At 54.5% G+C, this 21879-nt stretch carries 21 protein-coding genes; 13 read left to right on the top strand and 8 right to left on the bottom strand.

Going from position 1 to position 21879, the window contains the following annotated elements; all coding sequences use genetic code 11:
- The first annotated feature begins 52 nt into the window (after positions 1-52).
- The 6 genes from NUS69_RS01090 to NUS69_RS01065 all read left to right on the top strand — a co-directional run bounded on the left by NUS69_RS01090 (position 53) and on the right by NUS69_RS01065 (position 8013).
- A complete protein-coding gene (locus tag NUS69_RS01090) occupies positions 53-1504 on the top strand; it encodes an ABC transporter substrate-binding protein (protein WP_258084047.1) in 1452 nt (483 codons plus the stop codon).
- Between the two features lie 158 nt (positions 1505-1662).
- Positions 1663-3504, top strand: coding sequence for an ABC transporter permease (locus NUS69_RS01085; protein ID WP_258084046.1), 1842 nt, complete (start codon positions 1663-1665; stop codon positions 3502-3504).
- 10 nt (positions 3505-3514) lie between these two features.
- Positions 3515-4579, top strand: coding sequence for an ABC transporter ATP-binding protein (locus NUS69_RS01080; RefSeq protein ID WP_258084045.1), 1065 nt, complete (start codon positions 3515-3517; stop codon positions 4577-4579).
- A 32-nt stretch (positions 4580-4611) separates the two neighbouring features.
- Positions 4612-5244 carry a DUF447 domain-containing protein gene (locus NUS69_RS01075; protein ID WP_258084044.1) on the top strand — a complete coding sequence of 211 codons (633 nt, stop codon included), beginning with the start codon at positions 4612-4614 and terminating at the stop codon, positions 5242-5244.
- A 32-nt stretch (positions 5245-5276) separates the two neighbouring features.
- Complete coding sequence (locus NUS69_RS01070; protein WP_258084043.1) at positions 5277-7307, top strand: metallophosphoesterase; 2031 nt, start codon at positions 5277-5279, stop codon at positions 7305-7307.
- An 82-nt stretch (positions 7308-7389) separates the two neighbouring features.
- Entirely contained in the window at positions 7390-8013 is a 624-nt protein-coding gene (locus NUS69_RS01065) for a hypothetical protein (protein ID WP_258084042.1), read from the top strand.
- On the opposite strand, the gene NUS69_RS01060 is transcribed toward NUS69_RS01065, so the two are convergent.
- On the bottom strand, positions 8014-10152 hold the full coding sequence (locus tag NUS69_RS01060) for a restriction endonuclease (protein ID WP_258084041.1): 2139 nt from the start codon (positions 10150-10152) through the stop codon (positions 8014-8016). It lies immediately after the preceding gene.
- A gap of 146 nt (positions 10153-10298) precedes the next feature.
- Between NUS69_RS01060 and NUS69_RS01055 the strand changes: the two genes are divergently transcribed.
- The gene (locus NUS69_RS01055; RefSeq protein WP_258084040.1) at positions 10299-11528 is read left to right on the top strand and encodes a phosphoglycerate kinase; all 1230 of its coding nucleotides are present in this window, start codon (positions 10299-10301) and stop codon (positions 11526-11528) included.
- Positions 11529-11530: 2 nt separating this feature from the next.
- Here the strand turns inward: NUS69_RS01055 and NUS69_RS01050 are convergent, their stop codons facing one another.
- The 4 genes from NUS69_RS01050 to NUS69_RS01035 all read right to left on the bottom strand — a co-directional run bounded on the left by NUS69_RS01050 (position 11531) and on the right by NUS69_RS01035 (position 14345).
- Entirely contained in the window at positions 11531-12073 is a 543-nt protein-coding gene (locus tag NUS69_RS01050; protein ID WP_258084039.1) for a hypothetical protein, read from the bottom strand.
- 70 nt (positions 12074-12143) lie between these two features.
- Positions 12144-12908, bottom strand: coding sequence for an ABC transporter permease (locus NUS69_RS01045; protein ID WP_258084038.1), 765 nt, complete (start codon positions 12906-12908; stop codon positions 12144-12146).
- 5 nt (positions 12909-12913) lie between these two features.
- Positions 12914-13894, bottom strand: coding sequence for an ATP-binding cassette domain-containing protein (locus NUS69_RS01040; protein WP_258084037.1), 981 nt, complete (start codon positions 13892-13894; stop codon positions 12914-12916).
- Position 13895: 1 nt separating this feature from the next.
- On the bottom strand, positions 13896-14345 hold the full coding sequence (locus NUS69_RS01035) for a PadR family transcriptional regulator (protein WP_258084036.1): 450 nt from the start codon (positions 14343-14345) through the stop codon (positions 13896-13898).
- Positions 14346-14439: 94 nt separating this feature from the next.
- On the opposite strand from NUS69_RS01035, the gene NUS69_RS01030 reads away from it, so the two are divergent.
- Positions 14440-14871, top strand: a complete 432-nt coding sequence (locus NUS69_RS01030) for a DUF6849 domain-containing protein (RefSeq protein ID WP_258084035.1) — start codon at positions 14440-14442, stop codon at positions 14869-14871.
- Positions 14837-15568: an endonuclease III domain-containing protein gene (locus tag NUS69_RS01025; protein WP_258084034.1), complete on the top strand. Its 732-nt coding sequence runs from the start codon at positions 14837-14839 to the stop codon at positions 15566-15568. Before NUS69_RS01030 ends, NUS69_RS01025 begins: the two co-directional genes overlap by 35 nt.
- Here the strand turns inward: NUS69_RS01025 and NUS69_RS01020 are convergent.
- The 3 genes from NUS69_RS01020 to NUS69_RS01010 are packed head-to-tail and all read right to left on the bottom strand — an operon-like array spanning position 15565 to position 17518.
- The gene (locus NUS69_RS01020; protein ID WP_258084033.1) at positions 15565-16293 is read right to left on the bottom strand and encodes a hypothetical protein; all 729 of its coding nucleotides are present in this window, start codon (positions 16291-16293) and stop codon (positions 15565-15567) included. The genes NUS69_RS01025 and NUS69_RS01020 overlap by 4 nt on opposite strands.
- Before the next feature lie 48 nt (positions 16294-16341).
- Positions 16342-16917, bottom strand: a complete 576-nt coding sequence (locus NUS69_RS01015) for a potassium channel family protein (protein WP_258084032.1) — start codon at positions 16915-16917, stop codon at positions 16342-16344.
- Positions 16910-17518 carry a potassium channel family protein gene (locus tag NUS69_RS01010; protein WP_055429552.1) on the bottom strand — a complete coding sequence of 203 codons (609 nt, stop codon included), beginning with the start codon at positions 17516-17518 and terminating at the stop codon, positions 16910-16912. Before NUS69_RS01010 ends, NUS69_RS01015 begins: the two co-directional genes overlap by 8 nt.
- 108 nt (positions 17519-17626) lie before the next feature.
- Between NUS69_RS01010 and NUS69_RS01005 the strand changes: the two genes are divergently transcribed.
- The 4 genes from NUS69_RS01005 to NUS69_RS00990 all read left to right on the top strand — a co-directional run bounded on the left by NUS69_RS01005 (position 17627) and on the right by NUS69_RS00990 (position 21836).
- The gene (locus NUS69_RS01005; protein WP_258084860.1) at positions 17627-18802 is read left to right on the top strand and encodes a magnesium transporter; all 1176 of its coding nucleotides are present in this window, start codon (positions 17627-17629) and stop codon (positions 18800-18802) included.
- Between the two features lies 1 nt (position 18803).
- Positions 18804-19574: a sugar phosphate isomerase/epimerase family protein gene (locus NUS69_RS01000; protein WP_258084031.1), complete on the top strand. Its 771-nt coding sequence runs from the start codon at positions 18804-18806 to the stop codon at positions 19572-19574.
- 100 nt (positions 19575-19674) lie between these two features.
- Positions 19675-21093: an acetate--CoA ligase family protein gene (locus tag NUS69_RS00995; RefSeq protein ID WP_258084030.1), complete on the top strand. Its 1419-nt coding sequence runs from the start codon at positions 19675-19677 to the stop codon at positions 21091-21093.
- 26 nt (positions 21094-21119) lie between these two features.
- Positions 21120-21836 (top strand): acetate--CoA ligase family protein, encoded by a 717-nt coding sequence (locus tag NUS69_RS00990; RefSeq protein WP_258084029.1) that lies wholly within the window; start codon positions 21120-21122, stop codon positions 21834-21836.
- The last annotated feature ends 43 nt before the right edge of the window (positions 21837-21879 follow it).

The raw sequence follows: 21879 nt of genomic DNA, 5'->3' as shown, positions 1-21879 counted from the left end.
TTTTTATTGTGTTTTGCCAACTTCAGCTGATTGACATAGCAGGGTGGTAAAAATGAAAAAGATCGTGTCGGTGGGTATAATCTTTCTTCTTGCACTCAGCATAGTGGCCAGTGGATGTATAGGCGGAGGGGAGACCTCCACAGGGACTTCTGGCGAGGGCATAACCCTCGTCGTCGTCACAAGGCACGATGCGACCATCCAGTACATGGTAAAGCAGGCCTTCCTTCAGAGCGACATAGCCAAGCAGTACAACATAAAGGATCTCAAGTTCATCAAGGTTCCGGAGAGCCTCTGGCCCAGCTACATCCAGAAGGGCGCCGATGTCGGCTGGGGAGGAGGACCGACTCTCTTCGATGACCTGTATAAAGCAGGCTATCTCGCTCCGATAACTGATAAGAAAGTACTCGACCTCCTTGGCAATCCGATACCGACCGAGCTCGCCGGAATGCCCATGGTTAGAAAGGACGGGGACAAGGTTTACTGGATTGCCGCGGCACTTTCATCCTTCGGTTTCACAGTCAATAAGAAGCAGCTCGCCAAGTGGAACCTCAAGATGCCCGAGAAGTGGGAGGACGTTGCCAGTGAGGACTGGGCTCTTGACCCACCGCAGTACGGCATAGCCGACCCGACGAGGAGCACCTCTAACACCAGGATATACCAGATCATCCTCCAGGCCTTTGGATGGGACCAGGGATGGCGCATCATGACACTCATAGCGGCCAACTCCAAGGTGTATATGGCAAGCGATGCCGTTAGGGACGCCGTCATCAACGGCGAGATTGCCGCCGGAAACACAATAGACTTCTACGGGTACACTGCCATGCAGCAGAACCCTGACTGTCTCTATGTCGTTCCAAAGGGAGAGAGCATCATCAACGGCGACCCGATAGCACTCCTCGCCAAGGCACAGCACCCCGAGGCGGCCCAGGCCTTCATCTACTGGGTTCTCACCGAGGGCCAGGCCGTCTGGATGAGCCCTGACGTCAACAGGCTGCCCATCAACCCGCAGATATTTGACATGAAGATAACCAAGATCTACGCGGACGTTATATTCAAGGGCCAGCACGAGGGTCAGACCTACGGCGAGGCCAGGCCAGCCCTCAAGAAAGCATACCAGGACGCCACCAGCGCCCAGGGAATCCCGTTCGATGACAAGAGGGCCCTCGAAACTGTGAGTGCCCTTCAGTACTACTTCAAGGCAACCCTCGTTGATCCGAACCAGCAGCTCCACAACGCATGGGTTGCCATAGTCCAGGCCTACAGGGACGGAAAGATAACCAAGGAGCAGTTCGAGCAGCTTAAGGACGAACTTACCGCGCCGATACAGTTCAAGGATCCGGAGACCGGCAAGACCGTCACCTTCACCGAGGAGTACGCCAAGAGCATCAACGACAGGATTGTGAAGGACAGGAACTTCCAGGACCAGCTCGTCCAGGCATGGCGCCAGGCGGCGATGGACAAGTACAACAAGGTGCTCCAGGATCTCAAGCAGATCACCGGGTGAGTTTGACATTTTTCTGGAAATTCTCCCTTTTTGCCTTTCCTAATTTCTATGTGTCCAGCGCAAGAATGCTTTGGAAACGTTTAAATATGGCCCTTGAGACCATGCGAGAAGCAAAGGAGTGTTGCACATACACAAAGAGAACGGGAGGTCGATAACCCATGAGAGTTAGCAAGTGGAGCGAGAGGCTCTTTGGAACGCCTATTTTCGACCCTGTTGTGACTGCGTCGTTCATGATACCCCTTCTGTACCTCGTGGCGTTCCTGATAATCCCCGTGCTGGCAATGCTGGCGGTGGCCTTTGAGTACAACGGCAGCTTTTCCCTCCACTGGTTCACGAGCATACTGACCTCGGATTACTACATCAGCTTCCGCCCCGAAGGGACGTTCTCGCAACTGATAACGATGCCCAACGGTGAGCAGATATACTACGTCCAGGGCGTGGACTTCGGCGTCATCCTGAACTCAATAATAGTGTCCGTCAGCGTCATGATACTGACGACGATTCTGGGGACGATCTTCGCCTTCGTCATGGCCCGCTACGACTTTCCGGGTAAAAACATCGTCAGAATCCTGCTCTTCGTACCGCTTCTCGTCACTCCGTTCGTGAACGTCTTCATCGTTAAGAAGATGTTCCTCCCGGACGGGCTCATCAACTGGATCTTCTATGACATCCTCCATGTGTTCCCGCACAGAATCGTTATCGACGGCCTCATCGGTGTAATCGTCGCCCAGACCATGACGTACTACCCGATAGTCTACCTCAACGCCTATGCCAGCTTCATCAACATTGACCCGACCCTTGAGGAGCAGGCGGAGAACCTCGGAAGCAGGGGGTTCCATCTCTTCAGGACGGTGACGTTCCCCCTTGCGTTGCCGGGAATCGCGGCCGGAGCGACCCTCGTCGGCATATTCAGCCTTGAGGACCTTGCTGCGCCGATAGTCTTCCAGGGCAACCCGCTCGCGAGGAAGCTCATGTCATTCCAAATCTACAGCGCGTTCACCAGCGGCTTCAACGTCGGCAGCCCACAGCTCGCGGCACTCGCTTTGATAATGCTCACGATAGCGATACTCATGTTCCTCGGTATCAGGAAGTACGTCAGCATGCGGCAGTACGCGATGCTCAGCAAGGGCGGAAGGTGGAAGCCCCGTGTGGCTAAGCCCAAGGGCTGGCAGGCCGTCCTCATATACTTTGTAGTCCTGCCGATGCTCCTCATCTCCATATTCCCCCAGGTGGGCGTCGTCCTTCTGGCCTTCAGCAAAAGCTGGGCCGGCACGTGGCCCGACGGCTTTACCACGGCACACATAAAGAGCATCATAACCCAGCCCGACATCGAGAGGGTGATCCTTAACAGTGTCATGTACTCAACCGTGGCCATAGTGGTCATAATCCTTCTATCCCTCACTGCCTCATACGCCTCCAGCAGGTTCAAGAAGAGCAAACTCGGCCCTGTGCTCGACAGCCTCGCGACCATCCCGATAGCGGTTCCGGGAATAGTCATTGCCATGAGCTACTTCTTCTTCTTCGCCAAGGTGTTCCCCGACACGCCCCTCGACCCGACCAACCTGCTCGGCTTCAACCCGGCCATGGTGCTGGTGCTGGCGTACTCAATCAGACGTCTGCCCTTCGCGGCGCGCTCCATCTCCGCAGGAATCCAGCAGGTTCACGTCTCGCTTGAGGAAGTTGCCCTCAACCTCGGTGCCAGCAGGTGGAAGGCCCTAACCGGAATCCTCATACCCCTGATACTCCTCAACCTCCTCGGAGGGGCAATGCTGAGCTTCGTCTACTGTATGAGCGAGACCAGCGTCGGCATCACCCTGGGTTCCATCAACCCTGACTACTATCCGATAACGGCAAGAATGGTCGAGCTCATGACCAGCGCCGTCGGAAGCGCCAACCTGGCAGCGGCACTCGGTGTGTTCCTCATGACGGTGCAGATCATAGCCATAGTCCTTGCCAACGTGATAACCAAGCAGAGGTACTCCTTCATAGGTCTCACATGAGGTGGTTGAAATGGTTGACGTCAAGCTTGAGAACATCGTTAAAACTTTCGGAGAAACGGTCGCCCTTAAAGGGATAAACCTCCACATAAAAGCGGGAGAGCTCTTTACCCTGCTCGGACCGAGCGGGTGTGGGAAGTCAACGACACTGAGAATCATAGCAGGCTTGGACTTCCCGGACAGCGGGACAATATACTTCGGCGACGATGAGGTCACATACCTACCATCCAGCAAGCGTGGAGCGGTGCTCGTCTTCCAGAACTACGCCCTCTGGCCGCACATGACGGTCTTTGACAACGTCGCCTACGGCCTCAAGCTCAAGAAGCTCCCCAAGGAAGAGATACGGAAGAAAGTCGAGTGGGCCCTTGACCTCGTCAAGCTCCGCGGTTTCGAGGACAGATATCCAACCCAGCTTTCCGGTGGTCAGCAGCAGCGTGTTGCAATAGCCAGAGCATTGGTTGTCGAGCCGAAGGTTCTCCTCCTCGACGAGCCGCTGAGCAACCTCGATGCCAAACTCAGACTTGAGATGCGTTCCGAGATCAGGAGGATTCAGCGCGAGCTGGGCATCACCGTCATCTACGTCACCCACGACCAGGAGGAGGCCATGGCGATAAGCGACAGAATAGCGGTCATGAACGTCGGCACCGTCGAGCAGGTCGGAACTCCAAGGGAGATATACGAGAGCCCGAGGACGGAATTCGTCGCTTCATTCATGGGCAAGACCAACGTCATCCCCGCCAAGGTCGTGGAGAGGGACGGCGACAAGGTCACTGTTGAATTCGAAGGAATAAGGCTGGACGGCCTCTATTACACTGAAAAGAGCGACGACGTCGTCATAGTCATCAGGCCAGAGAGGATAAAGCTCAAACCGGTCGAGAACGCGGTTTCATTCACCGGAACCGTTGACCTCGTCGAGTACTACGGCTTCTTCATTGAGGTCGTCGGCCTCTTCGGCGAGACGAGGATCATAGCCAGAACCATCAGCGACAGGGACGTCGGAGGGCTCAGGCCCACGCAACCGGTAACGTTCTATGTGAACAGGGACGACATCATCGTCCTGCCGAAGCAGCAGCTTTAAATTCCCCTTTTCTACTTTCCTTTGGTGGTTCCATGGGGCTCATTGACTTCTTCAACGAGGGTCAGATTTACGAGGTTCTGCTCGTCACGATGTCGAACGTAACCCCAGTAGGTGTCATCAGGAGGGGGAATAGACTGTTTTTCAAGCTCTTCGGGGGGAAGAGCGCAGGGGAGATAAAAGACCACCCCAGGGCCTCGATACAGGTAACCAACGACGTGGAACTCATTGTTAAACTCGCCCTCAACTTTCCGGCGGAGATTGAGTTCAAAGATAGGCATGGTTACCGCTGGATAGCGGGCCTTCCGGGTGTTTACGGGCGGGTTGAGTTTCTGGAGGAGCCTCATTATGACGAACTGGGGTCGACCACCGTTCTGAAGTGTAGCCTTATCCCAGTGGGTGAGATTGATGGTACCCTGCCGCCGAGGCCGATAAGCAGGGCAGACTTTCACCTCATTGAGATGGCGGTTCACCTCACAAGACTCCTTGTGGCAGTCAGGAAGGGAAAACTCGACGTTGCAAAGAGGCTCTACGATGATGTGATGTTGAACTACCTTATGTATAAACGCTTTGGTGGACGTTCCGAGGTTGCCAGAAGGATGATTGAAACCGCGAAGGCCAGTTTTGGCCAGAATTCCACAGAGACTCCTGCAAAGGAAAGCTTATAACCTATTTTTACAACGATGTTTTTGGTGATGCTATGCTGGGCAGGAAAATAATCCCCCTGTTGATAGCCCTTTTTACCCTGGCAGCGGTTCCAGCGAGCACGGTGTGGGCAGCAACTCCAGCCACCCCTGGAGACATCCTGATTCAGCCCCTGCCGGGAACGCCTGTGATAGGCATGCCGGGTGACATCGTGGAGATATATCCCGCGGAGGGCGTTACAATCCAGGAACTGCAGATAGTTTCAATACTGCACGGTCCGTATAATCTGGAGATCGTCGGAACGGAGAACGGGGTTGTCAAGGCTAAAATACCCGAAAACGTTGAGCCGGACGTCTACTTCCTCACGGTCAAGAGCGACAAGGGCGAGATCACGATCCCCAACGGCGTATGGGTCATGAAAAAGGCCCCGACGGTTCTCAGGATAGCCCAGGGCAGTGACCTCCACGTGACGAGCGGGTCGAAGATGGGATTCGTCTGCGGCGACTACTTCCAGAAGAGCCTCACTGGCATTCTTGAGTACTGCAAGAGCCCGATAGCACTCCACAGCTACACCGCAACCGACAGCTTCATGACCTACTACGGTATGGTTGGCCAGGATGGGACAAACGTCATAAACATCATCCTCGCCACTGGTGATGACGTCGACACCAACGGCGACAGGGCTGGTTATGAGCTTCTTGACAATACAATCCTCCACGCAACGGCCGCTGGAACTCCCTTCATAGCCGTCAAGGGCAACCACGACCACCCGCCGAAGTACTACAACAAGTACGTCGGCCCGAGCTACTTCTACAGGGTCATCGGGAACTTCCTCATCATAGGCCTCGACAGCCGCGGTGAGGAGAGGCACCCGGACATGGAGCAGCTCAAGTGGATGGAGGAAGTCCTTAAGAGCCACCCCGGCAAGATACCCATAATCCTCGTCCACCACCCCTTCTGGTACATAAGCAGGCTCAACGGTGGAGTGGTTGAGAACCTCACTGCCTTTGACGACAACGACTGGCAGCAGATAAAGAAGCTCGCCAGCTGGGACTGGGTTGGCAGGAACGGCGAGTACGAGGACATAGCCAGGTACTTCCTCCAGATGGTCGAGAATTACAACGTCAGGCTCATCCTCAGCGGCCACATCCACAAGGACAAGCCCGTCCTCTACATTGACAAAAACGGTGAGAAGCACTGGTTCTATGCACTCACCACCACCGGCGCCCCCGACAAGACCAGCAACCCGCCGAGCGAGACCGACAAGAAGCTCGGCTACACCAAGCCCAGCTGGTACGGCTCCCAGATAATATACGTCTACGACAACGGCACCGTTGAGTTCCCGTTTGTCAGCAACCTCTTCGAAAAGGACAAGCCAGTTTCGCTTCCGGTTCCGCAGAAGTTCATCGTCTTCCGCCAGGACGGAGAGGACGGGACGGCGGTTAAGTTCGTCAACGAGCTCGGCAAGAGCATAAGCGGCCCGATAGTCCTCCAGATACCTGCCGGAGCCAAAGTCGACCCCCAGGCGACCAACATAACCTACACCGTTCTCGGTGAGAAGGAGATAGGTGGAACATACTACATGCTCCTCAACGTCACCGTCCCGGAGGGAATCAGCCAGATAACCGTTGTCAAGTCCGCCGACACCAAGGCGCCTGAAGTCAAGGTCGGCTACCTCTCGCCCAGCAAGCCCAAGCCGGGGAAGGCCTTCAAGGTCTACATCAGCGCCAGCGACAACGTTGGAATCAGAGACATGAAGGTGCAGATAATAAGCGACGGCAAGGTTATAGCGGAATACCCGGCGTTCTCAATGAAGCCAGCGGAGGTCTCGGCCACCTACTTCACCGAGGTTCCAGGTGTTGACGCCAGCGAGTTCACCATCAAGGTCATCGCCACTGATTTCTACGGCAACACCGCCGAGACCACCTACACCGTCGGGGGAACGGCCAAGACGACCACCCCAACAACGAGCGCCACCGAGAGTACCACCGAAAGCGCCACCCAGGGCACTACCGGAAGCACCTGCGGTCCGGCTGCCCTCGTTGGCCTGGCACTCGTCCCACTCCTCCTCAGGAGGAGGAAGTGACCCTCCCCTCTTTTTTCCTGTATTTACAGTTCTCCCGGCACCTCCCATGGAAGAGTTTTTAAACCATCTCCATAAGCCCTCCATGGTGATGAAGGTGAAGTTCAAGGGCAAAGCCTTCGGTAACATCGTGAGGATGGAGTTTGATATCCTCACCCTCAGCGAGCTTAAAATAGATGATCTGCGAGACTTCGACGTTGATTCCATCAAGATAGAACTCAAACCAACCTCCTCGGGAATAAAGGTCATCGGCATATGGGAGGGTACGGTTGAAGAGGCAGGGGAGGGGATAAAGAAGGCCCTCTTGGAGAGCTACAAGCTCCGCGAGAGGATTCTTAACAGGATAAAAAGCAAGACCGAAGCTATAAGGAGTACCATGCACCAGCTCGGCTTCAAGGAGGATGTGGAGGGCTACGGAAGCGTGCTCAGGTTCACCAAAAAGGTCGGTGCGTATGAGATAGTGGTGGTGGCCTCCACCACCGAGGACGTGGTGCGCGTTGAGGTCTACGGCAACGACAAGAAGATTATCAGCCCCGAGATAGAGAGCATCTTTGAGGACGTTGAGGTCGAGGAGCTTGAGGTCTACGACTTCGAGGACAGCAAGGAAGAGAGGCTCGTTATAAACCTGGAGATCCCTAAGAACGAGGAGAAGCCGGAGAGGAAGATAGTGGAAGCAATAAAAATGATAGAGAACATGCTGATGACGTGATCATTTGTATTTGCTCTCAAGCTGGAGCCGCTTTAGCTTTGCCGCTATTCCTTTTATCGGTGAGGTGTCTTCGCTCAGTATTTTGCCTGTCTTTGTGTCTATCCTCGCATAGTAGAACTTCTCCCTGCCAGAAACCTTGATGTTTATGTATCCCCTGTCCTTGTAGTGTGTGAGCCTCTCCGTTGTTAGGGCTTCCTCGCCGAAGGTCTTCCTCAGGTGTTCGTGATACATAGCCTCAATGGCCATCTCCGTGAAGCGCACGTTTTCTTTGAGAACTTCCCCTGTGGTTCTGTGGAGAATCAGGGTCCCTATTTTGGTCTTTCCGGCAAACTCCACATTCCAGTTTTCATCCAGGGAAATCGAGTTTATTCCGGCCTCCTCATCAATCTCTCTGGCGCGTTCCAGGGCTATCTTTTCCGCCAGCTCCCGTTTAAGAACGCGGTCTACCTCCTCGACAAGCTTCCCGTCCCTGCTCAGCCTTATGGTTACCACGTGCCTGTCGTTCTCAGCCTTCAGTGTGTACTCCGCCTCGTTTCCCCCCACCGAGACTATCTCAAAATCTGGATACCTCTCGGCGACAAGTTCCTTCGCTCTTTCGGGAGTTATCTCCACGAGATAATCGAGGACGTCCCCCGTGGCACCGTCCACCTTCACGGTTGCCTTTCCGTCGGGGCTCTCAAGGGCCAGCTCAAGGTATTTGTGTTCAAGCACCCTGTGGGACTTCATCTCAAGATTCCTGAGCGGGAAGTTTGCCTCTATAACCTCCCGGGCGTTTTTGAAGGCCTCATCAGGAGAAGGAAGCTTTCTAATCTCTCTGTGCTGGCCGTTCGTCAAATCTACCTCAAGAATCGCTATGCCGTCAGCGAGGAGGACGTCTGCAACGGCCACCTTCCTACCCTTCTCAAGGTTCATGACCTTCCCATCTGGGTACACCTTCCTCAACAGCTCGTCCAGAGCCTCGTCACTCAGAAGGGCTTCGAGGCTGAGGGACTTTCCTGTGTATGCGTTGAAAGAGATCTCAAAATAGAAGCTCCTGGTTCTGCCGGAAATTTTAACCCTGTCCCCCTCCCGTTTGAGCCCCCTCTCAAGGACTTCCTCACCGGTCTGCTTGAGGATCACCTCCTTGGTTCTCTCCACGAAGTATTCATTAGGTAATGGTTCTATCTCGAACTGCACCTCACCGGTCTCCAGATTAACGGTCGCTTTTGCAGTGTTCTCTCCCACTTTTAGGTCGAGCCTTGCAAGCTTCGGAACGTAGACCTTTTTGCGCTCATGGATTGCTATTTTCCCCTCCACGACCCCCAGTTCTTTGGCGGCCCTTTCCTTCAGTATGAGAACAGCCTCGCTCGGGCTTATCGGGACCTCTATGAACCTCTCGGTGGCATGGATTGTTGAGCCGTCGTTGAGAAGCGCCTTGGTCACGGAGACGCTGAGCTTTTTATCCCCCGTTGCACGAAGGACAATCTTATCGCCCGAGAACACGACCGCCTTATCCTTCTGGTTGCCCCCCTCAAGGGACCAGGAGAATATGTACGCACTGGACAGGGTTACGGAAAGGGAGAGGAGGCCCATCTCGGAGGGCTTGACCGGATACTTGGAAGAAGCAAAGGACGCCACCTTTTTAAACACGTTCTCGGCAGAGAAGTCGTGGAGAAGGGGAGCATCGAGCTCAAACTCGTTGAGAGCACTCTTTTTTTCGGGCTTTTTTCTGGCGTTCTCAGCCATTCTCACAAGTTCCTCGGGAGGCTCAACGGAGTAGTTATGGAACAGCGAGGCCAGCTTCTCCCCGTCCCACGGAATTACCCTGCCCCGGTACTCGCGGGATATGAGAACCCTGGCATCTTTGGTGAACCCTGTGGTTGAGATCAGTATACCCTTGTCGGCCCTGTACTTGTCCACAAGCCCGGCAAAAACGTTGACATCCCGTGAAGATGCCAGCCCCTTCCTGTGAACTGCTATCACCAGCTTCTCCATTCCTGCTATGGGGTCGTCCCTTATGGCCACGATGTCTATTCCCCACTCCTTCTTGCTGGAAACCCTTTCATAGTCCCTGAACCCCATCCTCTTCAGCAGTTCGATTACGTTTTCGATGAGAACATCCTCTGGCGCGAGCATTATTATATCCTGAGTCCACGGCATCACTCTCACCCATGAAAGCGAAATCCTGCACCGGAGTATCCTTTGAATCTCATTTTATAAATCTCTTTCCCCGAAAATTCATTATCACTAGAAGTGTTCAAAATAAGTTTTTAACGGGTGAAATTTAACACCGCGATGGTGATGGAATGTTCAGGCTCACGGACTTCAGCTATCACGGCAGGACTGTGTTTCTGAGGGCCGACTTAAACTCTCCCGTTAAGGATGGGAGGATAATAAGCGACGCCAGATTCAGGGCGGTTCTCCCGACGATAATATACCTCCTTGAACACGGGGCCAAACTCGTCATAGGAACCCACCAGAGCAAGCCCTACAAGGGCGACTACATCACCACCGAGGAACACGCTAGGATCCTGAGCCGTCTCCTTGGTCAGGAAGTTGAATACGTCGAGGACATCTTTGGTAAGTACGCCCGCGAGAGAATCAGGGCTTTAAAACCCGGCGAGGCACTCATGTTGGAAAACCTCCGTTTTTCGGCAGAGGAGGTCAAATACAAGCCCATTGAGGACTGTGAGAGGACTTTTTTCGTGAGAAAGCTCGCACCGCTCATAGACTACGTCGTGAACGATGCCTTTGCAGCCGCCCATCGAAGCCAGCCGTCCCTGGTGGGCTTTGCAAGGCTGAAGCCTATGATAATGGGCTTTCTAATGGAGCGGGAGGTCGAGGCGCTCACAAGGGCGTACGGGACCGGGGAGAAGCCTAGGGTCTACGTCCTCGGTGGGGCAAAGGTGGATGATTCACTCCGCGTTGCTGAGAACGTTCTGAGAAACCGCCGCGCCGACCTGATCCTCACCGGGGGGCTTGTTGCCCACGTCTTCACCCTCGCCAAGGGCTTCCATCTTGGCGATGCCAACCTGGAGTTCATGGCAAAGCGGGGCCTCCTTGAGCTCGTCGAGAGGGCGGAGGGGATACTGGACGAGTTCTATCCGTACATCAGGACGCCAGTGGATTTTGCCATAGATTACAAGGGCGAGCGCGTTGAGATTGACCTGCTGAGCGGTGAGAAGAGTCTCTTCGACGAGCACCCGATACTCGATATAGGGTCAAGAACGGTTGAAAAGTACCGCGAGGTGCTCATGAGGGCGAAGATAATAGTCGCCAACGGGCCGATGGGCGTCTTTGAGAGGGAGGAGTTTGCGGTAGGCACGGTCGGAGTATTCAGTGCGATAGGTGAAAGCCCTGCCTTCAGTATAGTCGGGGGTGGTCACTCGATAGCCAGCATCTACCGGCACAACATAACGGGCATAAGCCACGTCTCCACCGGCGGGGGCGCGATGCTGAGCTTCTTTGCGGGGGAAAAGCTCCCTGTCCTGGAGGCGTTCAGAATAAGTTACGAGAAGTTCAGAAGAGGGGCATAGGTTCAATCTTTTTTCGTTTTCTCGTAGAGCCTCCTGTATGACCCTCTGAACTGGAAAACCATTATGACCGCATAGACGACTGCGAAGGACTTTAGGGGGAAGTGGCCGCCGAGATAATAATTCAACAGAGCTATAGTCCCGAGAACGGCAAGATATGTGGTGAGGACGTTCAGAAAAGCGGCCCTCGTTGAACCTACCCTGTAGGCGAGCCACACCCAGAGGGAAGCGTCGAGCCGGAAGAACCACCCGAGCTTCAACGGTTCCCGGGGATTAACTTCAACCGAGTAGATGTCTTCATCAAGGCTTTTTCTGAAGAAACGGGACAGAACCCCCGTTAGCACCAGGGCCAGTAGAGACAGAAGGACGAGGGTTAGGGAGTTAAGCACGGCTCCCGCTGCCATAAGAATCATGGATGAGGTGAAGGTCAGGTAAACGATAAGCGAGTTCCCCGAAAGCCTGCCCCGTCTGAACAGGTAGGCAGGATAGATGCCGAAGTACGGAACTGCCACGAGGAGCAGAATTGTTGAGAGAGCTACAACACCCATTCCGCATCGAGGTTTTTAGAACTTGAAAGATTAAAAAGGTTTCGATTGAAAAGAGAAATAAGTACATCCCTCAGTCCATCGTTGCCTTTCTGAAGCCGAGGGCAGCAACTCCGGCGAACAGCGCCGCCAGGCCGATGAGAACCAGCCAATCTGTGACGATTCCAAAGGTAGGCTCAATCCCGGCCAGGTAGTAGCGCGAGCCGTCGACGGCATAGGTCAGCGGGTTTATCTTGGCCAGCCACTGCATCCATTCCGGCATAGTGCTTATCGGGTAGAACGCCCCGCTGAGGAAGGTCATCGGGAGCATTATCATGGTCACGATCATCTGGAAGCCCTCCATGCTCGTCATCTTGAGGGCTATGGCAACACCCATGCCGGCTATCGCTATCCCGACGAGGAAGCTCATTCCAAGCGCTGGAAGGATTCCGCTCACGTTTAGGTCTGCCAGGAAAAAGCTGAGCGCGAGGATTATGACCCCCTGTATCATGGCCATGAGCGCTCCTCCCGTGATTCTCCCGAGTATCGCCTCAGTTCTGCTCGCTGGAGCCACTAAAATCTCCTTAAGGAAGCCGAACTGCTTGTCCCAGATGAGCGTTATGCCCTGCATGAAGCTCATGTTAAAGACGGTCATGGCTATTATTCCCGGAACGAGGTAGGTCATGTAGTCAACGCCGCCAAATATCTGGGAAGCAAAGGGGTTGTCGAAGACGCCGGCCCATCCCTTTCCGAAGAAGATGAGCCAGATGAGCGGGTTAATGAGGCTCCCTATAACCCTTGCGCGGGAGCGGGAAAAGCGCTTGAGTTCGCGGTATATCATCGTGAAGAAGACCTGCATGCCACTCACCTCCTCCTGGCCCTCATAATCATCTTTGCCACGTTTTGCTCGCCGCCCTCGTCCCTTATCTCTCTCCCCGTCAGGTGGAGGAAGACGTCGTTGAGGGTCGGCCGGTGGTAGGTTACCTCAAGTATTTTGACCCCGTTTCTCTCCGCAAGCTCAAAGAGCCTCGGCAGGGACTCCGCGGCGTTCTCAACGTCGAGCCTGACCCGCCCGTCCGGCAGGAGCCTGCATCCCCTGATAAAGTCCGCCTTGAGGCACTTCAGTTCCTCCCTTGCTTGGAGCTTCAGGTAGATAATGTCGCTCCCCACGAGCTTTTTCAGCTCTTCAGCCGTTCCTTCCGCTATTATCTTCCCGTGATCCATTATCGCTATCCTGTCGGCCAACTGCTCGGCCTCGTCCATGTAGTGTGTGGTGAGGAATATCGTCATGTTGTGCTCCTCCTTCATGGCCCTGATGTAGTCCCAGATATGGGCCCTCGTCTGGGGGTCCAGGCCTATCGTGGGCTCGTCGAGGAACAGTATTTCAGGCTCGTGGAGGAGCGAGCGCGCTATCTCAAGCCTCCTCTGCATTCCGCCGGAGAAGAACTTGACGGGCCTGTCCCTGAACTCCCACAGCTCAACGAACTTTAGGAGGCGTTCTATCTTCTCCTTCAGCTCATTTCCACTCAGACCGTATATCCTGCCGTGGATGAGCATGTTCTCGTAAGCGGTAAGTTCCCTATCAACGCTGGGATCCTGAAAGACTATCCCTATCTTCCTCCTCACGGATATTGGCTCTTTAACAACGTCGTGGCCGGCTACGATGGCCCTTCCAGCGGTCGGCCGGAGTAGGGTCGTCAGGACGTGGACGGTGGTGGTCTTTCCCGCTCCGTTCGGCCCCAAGAAGGCGAATATTTCGCCTTTTCTGACCCTGAAGGAAATCCCTTTGACGGCTTCGAAGTCGCCGTACTTTTTCACGAGGTCCTCAACTTCAATCGCACTCATGTCACTCACCTCCAAGAAGGATCAGGCGCAACTCTCTGGCGCATCCGGTGAGGAGCTCCCTGATCTTCGTCTTCTGCTCCTCGGTCAGCTCGTCAACGGACTCAAACAGCTCCCTAAAGGCGGCCTTCAGCTCGTCTCCTCCCAGTTCGAGGAAGACCCTGTAGGCGCGCATCCTACGCTTTGCCTCCTCAAGCTCCTCCCCGTGTTTCCCCAGGTACTTTCGGCCCTTCTCCGTTATGACGTAGGCCTTCCTGTCCCTCGCTCCCGTTCCGGCGACTTCGATGAGGCCGCTTCTCCTCAGGGAGGATAGTATCGGATACACGGTTCCGGCGCTCAGCCTTATTCCGTAGAGCCTCTCCAGCTCGGACATTATCCCGTATCCGTGCTTCGGCTCGTGAAGGAGGTCCAGCACGAGTATCTTCATGTAACCGCGAAAGTTCGGTCGCTCCATTTATCTCACCAAATATATCGAACGATATATTGCTTAAAAAGGTTGCGGTGGGAACGCTTATTACCTTCCCATACAATGATTCAGTGGTGGTGGCATGAGGGTCGTTCTGAGGCCCCTCTTCGAGGCCGAACTTCCGGCGGACTTCGAGGAAGTCATACGGAGCAAGCTCATGGGAATAGAGGTCAGGACCGGCGAGGACATTGAAGTGAACCTCCTCGGAAAGCCGCTGCGCTTCAAGGTTCTTCTGGCCGAGCCCTCGCCCCTGAAAGTCAAGGGAAACACGAGGATAGAGTTTTCGAGGGGAGGCATCGAGGTCGTTGATTTTGAGTTCGATGAACCCGTTAGGGAGGTAATACCCTTTGAGGGTGGCTTCGTCGTTGTGCTCGAAAGGAAGGTTCTGATTCTGAACCACAATGGGCAAAAGATTTATAGCGATGAGTTCGATGACCTGAAAGGAGTTAGGGCCTCCAAAGGAACAGTGGTGATAATCCATGGCGGAAGCAAAATCAGGCTCGTTAAGCCTTGAAAAGTTCACCTTTGATGAAAGCTGGGCGGAAAAGAAAAAACGCGCGGAAAAAATCGTCGAGATTCTGATGGAAACTTATCCGAGGGAGAAGCTCCTCATCGGCGATCCGTACAGAACGCTGGTACACTGCATAATCTCCCAGCGCATGAGGGACGAGGTGACCTACAAGGTGTGGAGGGAGCTTTTCAGGAAATACGGGAGTATTGAAAGGATAGCAAGAACGCCCGTCGATGAGATGCAGGAGTTTTTGAGAAAGAACGGCGTCGGCCTCTGGAAGACCAAGGGCGAGTGGATAGTGAAGGCTTCTCAGATAATACTCGAAAAGTACGGAGGAAAGGTTCCGGACGACATTAAAGAACTTATGAAGCTCCCGGGAATCGGGAGGAAGTGCGCCAATATAGTTCTCGCTTATGGCTTTGGGAGGCAGGCCATACCCGTTGACACCCACGTGAACAGGATAAGCAAGCGCCTCGGCCTGGCCCCACCAAGGGTTCCGCCCGAGAAGGTCGAGGAGTACCTCGCGGAGCTGATCCCCTACGAGAAGTGGATCTACGTCAACCACGCAATGGTCGACCACGGGAAGAGGATATGCAACCCGATAAGGCCAAAGTGCAGTTCCTGCCCGCTGAGGGAGCTGTGCCCCTACGCGAAGGGTCTGGTAACTGATGCGGATATAAAGGGTAAGGCCCGGGGTTAGCATCCGTAGGTGCAGTCCTCAAACCCATACAGACGGTAAACCGCCGGAATTTCTATTTTAATCTTCCTCTTCTCGGATTTAAAAAACCCGGTTCTTACGAGGTATTCGATTTCCAGCCTGAACCTCACCCTGGCCTCGATGGTATCCTCTCTATCGTTCCTCCGAACATCGAGAGGAATCTGAGGGGTGATGTCAAGGGGCTCGCCCCAGGTTGGCCTCAGCGCCTCCGCTTTGATAGCCTGCCAGATTTCGAGACCAGGAACGGGAGTCTCGGTCACCTCAAAACTGCCGTCCGGAGTTTTGAAGTACATAAACCCCACCTGTTTGGGGAATATCGGATCCACCGAGACGTTGCTCACGTTCTCCACCACGAAGAGAACCCGCCTTATAGCAACAGACTCATCCCTTGGCCTGAGCTGGATGATAAACTCACCCGACATCGGAAAATCGTCACAGCCAACGTTCCTCATGGCGGCCGGAGAATAGGAGAACACTATGAAGAGGTCACCCCTGTTTCTGAAGGAGTAGAAGCCCACCAACTTCTCCCCGCCCAGGATGCACGAGAGGTCGCTCACGTTGATGTTAAAGGTCCAAGTGTCCAGTGTGACATCACTTATCTGGCCAGAGAAGGAGACCGTCCTCTCATGAAGCCAGAACATAGAATACGTCAAAAGTACCGTCACCAGCAGTCCAAGCAGGAACGCCTTGTCCCTCTGCGTCGGCATATGAATGGAAACTACAGAAAATAATAAAAAGTTCTCGAATCTGAAGGGTTATTCCTCCTCCACTTCTTCTCCGGCCAGCTTCCTCAGCCTGTCGAGGTCGGAGCCAACCGCTATGAGGACATCGCCCTCCTTTATGACGTCGCTTCTTCCCGGGTTGTAGATGTACCTGCTCCCGCGCTTTATGGCGAGAATCCTCGTCCCAATCTTGCTCGGGAGCTTGAGCTGTTCGAGTGTCCTGCCGTGGAGGATGGAACCCTTCCTGACGGTTACCCTGCCGAGCTCCTCCTCAGTGTCCTCCATTATCTTCCTGATTATCGGGTGAGGCTCGACGTCGCGGAGGACGAGGTCGGATATCTTGTATGCCGCGTCGCTTATCTGCTCGTTTATCTCGGCCATGTCTATAACGCTGAGGAGCTTTTCGGGATCATCCTCCTTTTTGGCGAGCCTCAGGGCGAGCCTTTTGACCTTGAGCGTCAGCTCGTCCATGCGCTCTTCAAGGAGGTAGACCTCCTCGGCTATGTCCTCGCTGTTGTACATGACGGACGAGAAGGCGAGGTCGACCATGAGCGATGACAGGTCCTTCATCTCTATGAGGCAGTTCCTAATCTCCTCAAGCTCACTCATTGCCCATCACCTTGATGTTACCCCTGGCTATCTCCTTGAGGTAGTCTATGGACGTGTTAGTGCCCCTGCCTATGAGTATGTCACCGGGGAATATCTTGAAGTCCCCGTCGGGGTCGAAAATCCAGCGTTTGCCCCTCCTCACAGCGACAATCCATACGCCGGTATTGGTCGCGAGGTCGAGCTCCTCAAGCGTCCTGCCGACAAGCAGTGAGTCCGCAGAGACGTAGATTTTACCTATTATCTCCTCGCTTCCCAGTATCGCCTCGGTTATGACAGGGTGAAGCTCCACCCCCTCCAGAACCATCTTCGCCAGGTCGGCGGCCGCGTTGGACATGTCGTCTATGGCGTGCGCCATGTGGAGTATAGACGTTATCTGCTCCGCCTCCCTGGGTTTCCTCGCGGCCAGAACCGCGTGGACCATGAGGTGATAGTTGAGCAGGTCGAGGTACTCCTCAAGCTCAAGCACCTCCTCAGCCATCTCCTCCTCGTTGAAGAGTACCGAGGAGTACGCGAGGTCAACCATCAGCTCTGCAGTGTTCTTCATCTCAACAAAAATGTCCTTGACGTTTTTTGGAACCTCGATTTCGTCCCACTCTTCCACCCGGCTCTCACCGATGGGGAAAAGATGGGAAATCTTATTTAGTTTTCGCCTTCGAAAAGTTTAATACCACCGGAACGAACGTTTGTGGGGTGAAGGGCATGGAGAGTGATGGCAGTGACGGTTCAGGAATTCATGGGGCGGGTAAAGCACGCCTACAGGGTTTCGCTGCCGTCGCTGGTCATTTCACTGGTCATAGGGTTCTTCGGCGGCACGTTTCTGGGTAAGTACCTGGACAAGATTAGCCGGGAGTATCCAGGGCTCCTGATAATCCTCCCGGGCATGATGGGCCTGCGCGGAAACGTCTTCGGCTCGATGGCGTCCCGCTTCTCCACGATGCTGTACCTCGGTGACCTTGAACCGTCCTTGAGGGAGAAAAAGGTTCTGAAGAACATAGTCATCGCGATGATGCTCTCTCTGATTCCCGTGACCGTCCTGTGGGCCGTTGGCGTGATACAGGGGATAAGGTACCACGCCCTCGATATCCTCCTCATAGTCGTCAGTTCGACCATTCTGGTGTCCATCATTCTCGGTTACTTCACGGGCTTCGTGACGATATTCGCGTTCAGGAGGGACGTTGACCCGGACAGCATGGCCGCACCCCTCGTGGCCTCTGTTGGAGACCTGCTGACTATACCTTCCCTCATATCCTTCATCCTCCTGATAGAGGCATCGAGGAGGGTGTTCTGGCTCGGAAATGCGGCCCTGATTGCGATGTTTCTCCTTCTGATCATGGTCTCTAGGGTGAGAAAGGCGGAGGTTCTGGAGTTCCGGGAGCTCTTCACGACCGTGACTGCCCTGGCCCTCCTTTCCCTGGTCTCCGGCTTCACCCTACAGCGCTTCAGCGGACTGATAAGCGCCTCTGTGCTGCTCGGGTTTGCGTACCCCTCTATCCTGAGCTCCTTCGGGAACTACGGCTCAATAATAGCGGCGAAGACCTCAACAGTGCTCCACCTCGGTGAGATTGAGGGATACATCTCGAAGGAGCCGTTCATGGAGATGGCATCTCTCCTCCTGACTGCGCCCATCGTGGGCGTCCTGATAAACGTTTTCGGCGCTGTCATAGTGTATCTAGTAACGGGCGTCCGAATCGGCCCCGCTTATCAGTTCGTTATTAGTTACCCCATTATGGTGCTCTTTATAATGCTGTACTCCTACACGATCTCCTACTTCCTCTTCCAGAGGGACATAGACCCCGACAGCGTGGCCATCCCGCTTATCTCGAACAACAGCGATATATTCGGGACGATTTACGTCGTCATAATAGCGAAGATGATGGTGGGTTGATATGCTCGGCCTATCCATGACGGCATACGGCGAGGGGAGCCTCAAGGGCTTTGAGCGGTGGGTGGAGCGGGCCAAGAGTCTCGGGTTTGGTTTCATAGAGGTGGTGAGCGAGTGGCCCCACTACCTGACGGAGGAGACCGTGAACTCGTTCAGGGAGGTTGCGGACTCGTACGGGATGAGGGTCACCGTTCATGCGCCCTTCAGCGACATCAACATCGCGTCCTTCAATGATAGGATAAGAGATGCCTCCCTGGAAATAATACGTGAGACCGTCCGGCTAGCTGCGGAGCTCGATGCGGTGTCTGTTACAGTCCATCCTGGCCACTGTTCACCCGTGAGCATGAAAAACAGGCGGAAATACCTCGAAATGCACAGGGAGTCCCTCAGGACAATCGCCAAATGGAGCGCTGAGTACGGCATCAAAGTTGGGGTCGAGAACATGCCGTACTTTCCCATCCTGGACGCCCAGACGTGTGAAAGGCTCTGGGAGCTGGTGGAGGGTATTGAGATAGGGGTGACTTTCGACGTCGGGCACCTGAACACGACCACGGGGAAATTCAAGCGTTTCCTCAATGTCCTTGGGGAAAGGATGATCCACGTCCACCTCCACGACAACTCTGGAGGAAAAGACGAGCACCTCGCCCTGGGAGACGGAACTGTCCCTTGGGCCAGGGTGCTCCCGAGGCTTCCGAAGACGACCTGGGCGCTTGAAGTCAGCGATATCGAATCTGCCCGGAGAAGCCTCGAATTTTTGAAAAAATTACACTGGTGAACTTTTCAGTCCATCGGCGTCCAGTTTTTACAAAACGCAACTCTTTTATACATTTAAACTGAAGTTCTTGCGAGAAGCAGTTTCTGGCGGAGGGATACCCATGGTGGAAAAGATAGTTGAGGACATGAGGCCCTTCTTCGACCCGAAGGCGGTCGCTATCATCGGTGCAACCAACAAGAAGGGTAAGGTTGGAAACGTCATCTTTGAGAACTTCAAGATGAACAAGGAGAGGGGCATCTTCAAGGGCAACATCTATCCCGTGAACCCCAAGCTCGACGAGATTGACGGCTACAAGGTCTACAAGAGCGTTGAGGAGCTTCCGGAAGATACTGATCTGGCAGTCATCTCGATTCCGGCTCCGTTCGTTCCAGATACGATGAGGCAGATAGCGAAGAAGGGAATAAAGTCCGTCATAATCATCACCGGTGGCTTCGGTGAGCTCGGAGAAGAGGGCAAGAAGCTGGAGCGCGAGATACTTGAGATAGCCCGCGAGAACGGGATAAGGGTCATCGGCCCCAACTGTGTCGGTGTCTACGTTCCAGACACCGGCGTTGACACGGTATTCCTGCCCGAAAGCAAAATGGACAGGCCGAAGAGCGGGCCCATCGCTTTCGTCAGCCAGAGTGGAGCCTTTGCTGCCGCGATGCTCGACTGGGCAGCAATGGCCGGCATAGGCATAGGAAAGATGGTCAGCTACGGCAACAAGCTCGACGTTGACGATGCAGACCTGATGGACTACTTCATCCACGACGAGGGCATAAACGTTGTCACCTTCTACATCGAGGGCGTTAAGGACGGTAGGAAGTTTATCGAGAGCGCCAAGAGGATAACCAAGGTCAAGCCGGTTATAGCCCTCAAGAGCGGAAGGACCGAGTACGGGGCAAAAGCAGCTTCTTCCCACACCGGTTCCCTTGCTGGAGCCGACACGATTTACGATGCCGTCTTCAAGCAGACCGGCGTCATCCGCGCCGAGGACTTCGAGCACATGTTCGACCTGGCTAAGGCCTTTGCGGCACTTAAAGACAAGCTCCCGAAGGGCGACAGGATAGGCATCATCACCGACGGCGGTGGAGCGGGCGTTATGGCCAGCGATGCCGTCGCCAAGTTCGGTCTCAAGATGGCCGACCTCAGCGAGGAGACGCTCAAGTTCCTCAAGGAGAACTTCCCGCCGCATGCAGTGGCAGGAAACCCGACCGATGTTGTCGGCGACACCGACGCCGAGAGGTATAGAATCGCCATCGAGGGCTTTGTGAATGACCCGAACGTCGATGCGATAGTTGTCATAGTCCTCTTCCAGGTCCCGCTCCTTGAGGAGGAGAAGATAATCGACATTCTCGCGGAGTACCAGAAGAAGAGCAGCAAGCCGATAGTTGCAGTAGCAATGGGTGGCAAGAAAACCGACTATTACGCAAAGATGCTTGAGGACAGGGGAGTTCCGGTTTATCCGACCCCCGAGAGGGGTGTTCGCGCCCTGGCCGGTCTTGTCAAATATGCTGAATACCTCAGGAGGGGCGCTTAGCCCCTTAATCTTTCGGTGGTGGTACCATGAAGGAGGAAGCCCTTAAAGTTATCAAAGAAGTTTTGGCCTCCGGCAGGACTTCGCTCGTTGAGTACGAGGCAAAGCAGGTGCTCAAGGCCTACGGCCTTCCCGTTCCGGAGGAGAAGCTCGCAAAGACGCTTGATGAGGCACTCCGCTATGCGGAAGAAATCGGCTATCCCGTCGCCATGAAACTCATGTCCCCGCAGATTCTCCACAAGAGCGACGCCAAGGTCGTTCTTCTCAACATAAAGACCCCCGAGGAGCTGAAGGAGAAGTGGGAGATTATCCATGAGAACGCCAGGAAGTACCGCCCGGACGCCGAAATCCTTGGTGTTCTCATCGCACCGATGCTCAAGGTCGGAAGGGAGATAATCATAGGCGTCACCGAGGACCCGCAGTTCGGGCATGCAATAATGTTCGGCCTCGGTGGAATCTTCGTGGAGGTTCTCAAGGACGTCACCTTCCGCATAGTGCCAATAACCGAGCGCGATGCCAGGAAGATGATCCAGGAGATAAAGAGCTATCCGATTCTCGCCGGAGCCCGCGGCGAGGAGCCTGCAGATATAGACGCCATAGTCAACCTCCTCCTCAAGGTCAGCGAGCTCGTCGACGACCTAAGAGACTACATCAAGGAGATGGACCTCAACCCGGTCTTCGTCTACGAGAAAGGCAAGGGCGCTGTGGTGGTCGATGCGAGGATAATTGTAAAGGAATCTCAGTGAGCCCTTTTCTTTTTAAATTGTATCTAAAAAGGCGCCGGCAGGG

The sequence above is a fragment of the Thermococcus thermotolerans genome, assembly GCF_024707485.1.
In the GTDB taxonomy this organism is placed as follows: Archaea; Methanobacteriota_B; Thermococci; order Thermococcales; family Thermococcaceae; genus Thermococcus; species Thermococcus thermotolerans.
Note: the sequence above shows the minus strand (reverse complement) of the source record. Positions and strands in the feature narration are given on the sequence as shown.